The sequence below is a fragment of the Companilactobacillus bobalius genome (assembly GCF_009764355.1).
In genome coordinates this window covers 1-5,630 of record NZ_LNUA01000069.1, presented here as the reverse complement: position 1 = coordinate 5,630, position 5,630 = coordinate 1, and the positions used below count along the sequence as shown (strand labels likewise).

The following is a 5,630-nucleotide window of genomic DNA, read 5'->3' as shown; positions in this document are numbered from 1 at the left end:
ATCAAAAGTATACTTTTGATGTTTTTGTTTACATTTTCTTTGTTATGGTGTATGGTTACCTTAAATAAAAGAAAAGCGCCACCCAACGGCAATTGGGAAGCACTCGACAAAAAAATCTTTTTCATTCAACTAAAGAGATTATACCAGCAAAATGGTAAGATGTCGAGAATGGTGTGATTTCAAAACGGTAGGGGACAAGCTGCCGGGTAAAAACAAAGGGGACACGTGTGGTGAGCGACTTCTGTGCAAATTCACTGGATCTAGTTAATTAGATCCGTAGGCGGTAATTTAAAAATTTAAAAGTTTATTCGGGGGTAGTCGGACTACGTCCACCTTAAGCAACTTGGCATAACGCTAAGTTGCTTTTTTGTCTGCGCTTTTTCGGTTTCTATGTCATTTCTATTAAGCTAACTTAGGTGTTTATTTTGAAAGGAGGTGAGCTCACCATGTACGATTTAAAGACGGTTCAGACTGCACAAAAGCTGGTATTACACGATTCATTACATACCTATAAAGTTAAAAATAGTCGTTCTAATATTGCCGGACAAGTGATGGAAACTCCTACAAAAAAAGGGGCCATTGCGCTCTTCAGCAGTAAAGATTCAATGCAAAAAGCACATGGTGTGGTTATCACCTCTTTTGAAGCACTTGACGCCATCGCCGATCGTATGACTCACTGGACGCCCAATACATTCAGCTGGCTTGGCTATACGCAAAATCGGTCGAGTGTTCGGGGACACCGGGAAGCTAACTTAGCTCAGATTAATACCTTGGTCGTTGATATTGATTTTGCCGACGCACAAGAACGAGACGCGCGTGAGCAAGAGGTCTTGGGGGCCGTAACCGTTGCTGACTTATTCATTCCCACGATGATTTTGCGGACTACGAAGGGATTCCATATCTACTACGTTTTTGATCAGCCTATGTTTTTGCGGAAAACACGCGGTCAGTTTCCAGTCTTAAAAGCAGCCCAAAAAATGTCGAGTTTTGTGCGGCAATGGATTCAAAAACGAGTGGCAGGGGTCGATGTCGGCTGCAATAACTTTGGAATTTTTCGAATTCCCCGGCAAGACAATCTAGTCTTTTTTGATGCACATATGTTGGTCCAGGTGAGCGCTCTGATGAAGTGGTCACAATATTATGCTGCCCAAGTTCCGGTTACGAAGCCGGATAAACGACAGGTGATTTCTCTAGCCCCAGATGAAGGTCGGCAGGTTGACCAAGCTTGGTTTAAAGCCTTATTGAAAGTGACAACAGTCAAATCAGGTCAAGGTTTAGCCCGTCACAACACGGTTTTGACGTTAGCTTTAGCGATGTATCAGTCAAAAATCTCGCAACAACGTGCGAGAGACGTGCTTGACGTCTTCAATTCAAATCTACATGATCCGTTGGCCGATCGCGAAGTTGTACAGTGCGTGAGAGACGCCTATTCAGGTAACTATCGGGGGGCAGCACTGAGTTATGTTCAAGGACTATTGGATCAATGGGTGCCTAATTTTTCAGGTAAAGTTGTTGCTGGGATTGGCTGGCATAAATTTGCTAAGCCGCGTGCCGAACGACAATACAGTCATGCCCACGAATGGCGTAACGATGTGCTTGCATTGATTAATCGAATGGGTGGTTCTGCCGCTTCGGTTGCCATGTCAACGCGTCAAATTCAAGCTGAATTAGGGATTTCTCCGGCGAGTTTGAATCGGGTTATGAAGCAACTACAAGCAACTTCGCAATTGAAGCGGGTGCAGCGTGGTAACCAGCCAACTTTATTGACGACGGTGACCATGTTATTTAAGTCGGCTATGGTGAGCCGTCAGGCTCAAAGTAAAGCGTGGACAGGGTATTTAACGACACTAATGCCAACTGTAAGCAAAAATGTTTATGAGCCAACAGTTGGTACTTTAACTGAGATACAAGCGGTGAGTGGTGATTCAGAGCCACCGTGGGGAATGGAGACGAGAAGAAGAACGGGGTGAAAAGTGCTGCTATCAATTGCCATAGGTATATATCTAGAATAGGCTTGTTGCTGTGTGAGGGTATTGTTAGTTTGGTGGTTTGTTGGGGAACTCACAAAAATATCTTGGCAAACTTTAGGAAGTGCGGTAAACTATAGTCAGTCAAAGGGAACATATGTTCCTGATGTGGCCAACTTAATAGTTGGCAAATTCTATAATTAATCTGAACAGAAATTAAAAAGCCCAAAGCAATCACTTACAATGGTAGTAGCTAATTCCAACCAATATAGGGAGTGATTACTTTGGGTACATCTACTTTATCACGTTTTCAACGTGGCGCACTAGCACAACTGGTCAATGAGGGGAATAAATCTTACCAAGTAATGGCTGACGCCTTAGGCGTCGCCAAAGCTACGATTAGCTATGAGTTGGACCGGGTTAAACCTTATGATCCAGAATTAGCTCAGCAAGATGCAGATCGCAAAAGGCGGAATTGCGGTCGTCGTTCGATGCTGACGGCAGCATTAGCGACTTTAATTACCAATCACTTACGATTAACCTGGTCACCAGAAACCATTGCGGCCGCTTATAACTTGAGCACTGCGTCAATTTATAATTGGCTTAATCGTGGCTGGCTCCCCTTCAAATTGACTGATCTACCCAATCGGAATGTCCGCCAGCACCGAGTGAGCGAAAATCGTGGGAAATTTACAAGTGGGACTTTCATCGAACAACGGCCAACAACTGTTAATCAACGGTTAGCTTTTGGTCATTGGGAAGTAGATACGGTGCTTTCTAGTCGAAGTGAGTTACGATCATGTCTGGTTACATTCGTAGAACGTAAGACTCGACTTCTATGGGCCATCAAAGCCCCTAATAGAACGGCTAAGGCTCTAAACACCGCCTTTGGCAAGTTTATGGGGGCCTTCGGTCCCCAAGCAAAATCCATTACTGTTGATCATGGTAAAGAGTTTGCCAATTATCAGGCCTTAGAACAGGATTATCAGATCAAAGTTTATTTTTGCCATCCATATTCACCATGGGAGCGAGGTTCCAATGAATATTTTAATAGACGGTTACGCTGGTTCTTCCCGAAAAAGACCAATTTTAGCCAAGTAACGACTGATGAGATCCTAGCAGCACTTGAACTAATTAATCAACGACCATTAAAAATACATCATCAACAGACTGCCATTGAAAGATTCCGGGCTTGTTCGGATTAAACTTGTAATTTGCCTTGCCATAATCAAAAAGTCGTCAAAATTAAAAAAGAACTCGAATCCGCTCATTTGCTGATGCAAAAACAACTGGGCTTTAACCCAAAAACAAAAAAGAATGAACCGAATCGCTTATATCTGTCCAAGCTCGATGTGAAAGCAACCGATGTCTATTTACGCGGTGAAGATAGCCCAAAAGTGTCTCAAACCCTTGCTACAAGCGGAACTGCAAAAAGTGCAGTTAATCTATATAAAGAACCTAAAGAAAAAGATAAAGATAGATACAAGATAGATACTCAAAAGTTAAATTTTTCCACAGCTAACTTTTCACCAGCTGAAATAGAAATCCAAAATCGGGATTTAGTAAAACATGCTGATGAGTTCTTAACGGATTCAGAAAGTGGCTGGGAAGTCTTCTTAGAACCCGAAGCCATTCAGCTGCTCAGTTTTTGGTGCCGCACTCCGCAACAAATGCGGCGCTTCATTGGCATTATCTTAAATGCTAAGTACCGAGTTGAGAAAGATCACAAAGATATTGGTGTCATAATCCCACTTGATGATGAGGAACTGAAACCTTTAATGACTAAAGCCTTGAGACGCTACTTTAACGCCCTGAGAAGCAATGAGAAGCACATCAAGAATGTTGAGAACTACTTATACGGCACCATGCAAAACCTATTTGGCGTTTGGTGGAATAAACAAGCGGCTAGAGAATATGCGGCCAAACACCCCGAAGAAGAAAAGCCGGCCGACAACGATAACAGTGGGTTGTACTACTAGCCCTAAAAGGCTACAAAATCCTTTCTAAGCGATTTTAAGACTTACTAACCTAATTTATACTTACTTAAGCTAGAGTTAAATGGCTTAAACAGAAGAATAGGGGCTTTTAAATGAGTGTCAGAGCTAACCAGGCTAACTAAAAAGTTCAGCCTTTAGATCAACGCCAAGCTCAAGTGATTTGAGGCCAAGGCTTTATCTATTGATAAGGTACTCAAAAGGTAGTATAATGGTAGTAGCAAAAAAGGAGATGAGACAATCATGGCAGTTAAGGAAAAGAAACGGGTCCAAGTCAAGATTGATAAAGATTTGGCCGATGATACCGAAGCAATTTTAAGCGAATTGGGCTTAAATCCAACCACGGCCATTAACATGTTTTACAAGCGGATTGTTGCTAATGGTGCTTTACCTTTTAATGCGTCTTTAAGCGAAGAAGAAAGAGCTAATTTACGCTTTTTAAAGGCGACCGAAGGGACACCAGTCACCGAGTTCAAAGACGCTAAAGAGGTCGCTGATTGGCTCAACGATCCAGATGAGGACTAATGACTTAGTCAGCCTATACGTTAGTTTTGTAGAAACTAACGGTGGCAAGTCTCGGCCAGTTTTAATTCGTCGGGTATCAGAACAGAAGGTCGAAGCTTTTAAAATTACTAGTCAGTATGAAAAGAAGTCGGCTTATATCAAGCAACAATATTATCCGATTCAAAATTGGCAATCCGCTGGGTTGAAGAAACCTTCCTGGGTCGATCTTGGTAATATTTATCGCTTTCCCAAAGCCGGTTTAAACTTTAAAGAAATCGGTCATTTAAGTAAGCTAGATCAAAATAAAATTTCAGATTTTACGCTTGACCTAAAATCAAAAAGAAGAGGTAAGGGTCAAAAGATAATTCAACAGCGATCAAGTAAAAGGAAGCACAAAGAAAGTAAAGCAGAGCTTACACAAAGAATTCAAAAACAGTTAAAAGACTTTGCTAAACACAATCCTGAAAATAAAAACGATCGGCCTAGTTATTAGGTTGATCGTTTTTGAGTTTATTTGGTTTATGGACATTAACGTAATCGGCAAATATTTTTAAAAGCTCTTCGGTTTGTTCAACCGAGAGATTATCAGCTTGAAAGTATTTTTCTAGCAAAGCCCCTTTTTGAATTAATCGGCGAGAACGGGCTTTGCGGGCTTGTCGATTTTCATAGTATTTAGATTGTCGTAATTTAAAATCTTCCCGATCAATTTTTTGTTTTAAACGCGCTTGCTGCTCGACTAGTTTTTCATATTGATTAGACATGGAATTTCCCCATCTCGTATGGCTAATGATCTACGGACTTTACCTTTAAAAATTCAGAAAATTGCTTAGCTAAAAGCTTAATCTGATCGTTAGACAAATTAGCATAATCTAAATTGGCTTGACTGATGATTTGTTTACCTAGCCGTTGTTCAATCTTATTTTTTTCGTCCTTAATTTTTTGATTAAGGGCTTTTAATTTAGCTTCTTGTTTTTCTAAGTTACTTTTAGACATAACGATCCCTCAAATCATATTAGAAATAATCACCGAAACTATATCATATAGGAAACGTTAAGTCAAAGTATAAAAGTTGAAATAGCGAAGCGGAAGGCATACACTAAAAATAAATTCAGGAGAATCAGCAGACCGAGTGAAACGAGGTCAATGCGCACTTACACATAGAATG

General features: G+C 41.0%; 6 protein-coding genes and 1 pseudogene. 5 read left to right on the top strand and 2 right to left on the bottom strand.

Annotation, left to right across the window (positions count from 1 at the left end; all coding sequences use genetic code 11):
• The first annotated feature begins 668 nt into the window (after positions 1-668).
• The 5 genes and pseudogenes from ATN92_RS15065 (at position 669) to ATN92_RS15045 (ending at position 4,958) form a co-directional block, all read left to right on the top strand.
• Positions 669-1,970, top strand: coding sequence for a primase C-terminal domain-containing protein (locus tag ATN92_RS15065; RefSeq protein WP_234032525.1), 1,302 nt, complete (start codon positions 669-671; stop codon positions 1,968-1,970).
• A gap of 281 nt (positions 1,971-2,251) precedes the next feature.
• Positions 2,252-3,172: an IS30-like element ISLsa1 family transposase gene (locus ATN92_RS15060; protein WP_056950631.1), complete on the top strand. Its 921-nt coding sequence runs from the start codon at positions 2,252-2,254 to the stop codon at positions 3,170-3,172.
• 15 nt (positions 3,173-3,187) lie between these two features.
• Positions 3,188-3,946, top strand: a pseudogene (locus tag ATN92_RS15055) (replication initiator protein A); the annotation flags it as partial.
• Positions 3,947-4,204: 258 nt separating this feature from the next.
• Complete coding sequence (locus tag ATN92_RS15050; protein ID WP_014564139.1) at positions 4,205-4,486, top strand: type II toxin-antitoxin system RelB/DinJ family antitoxin; 282 nt, start codon at positions 4,205-4,207, stop codon at positions 4,484-4,486.
• Positions 4,476-4,958 carry a hypothetical protein gene (locus ATN92_RS15045; RefSeq protein WP_056950634.1) on the top strand — a complete coding sequence of 161 codons (483 nt, stop codon included), beginning with the start codon at positions 4,476-4,478 and terminating at the stop codon, positions 4,956-4,958. Before ATN92_RS15050 ends, ATN92_RS15045 begins: the two co-directional genes overlap by 11 nt.
• On the opposite strand, the gene ATN92_RS15040 is transcribed toward ATN92_RS15045, so the two are convergent.
• Positions 4,948-5,226, bottom strand: a complete 279-nt coding sequence (locus tag ATN92_RS15040; RefSeq protein ID WP_056950637.1) for a hypothetical protein — start codon at positions 5,224-5,226, stop codon at positions 4,948-4,950. The two genes, ATN92_RS15045 and ATN92_RS15040, sit on opposite strands and share 11 nt — an antisense overlap.
• 22 nt (positions 5,227-5,248) lie before the next feature.
• Positions 5,249-5,458 carry a hypothetical protein gene (locus ATN92_RS15035; protein WP_054519259.1) on the bottom strand — a complete coding sequence of 70 codons (210 nt, stop codon included), beginning with the start codon at positions 5,456-5,458 and terminating at the stop codon, positions 5,249-5,251.
• Between the last annotated feature and the right edge of the window lie 172 nt (positions 5,459-5,630).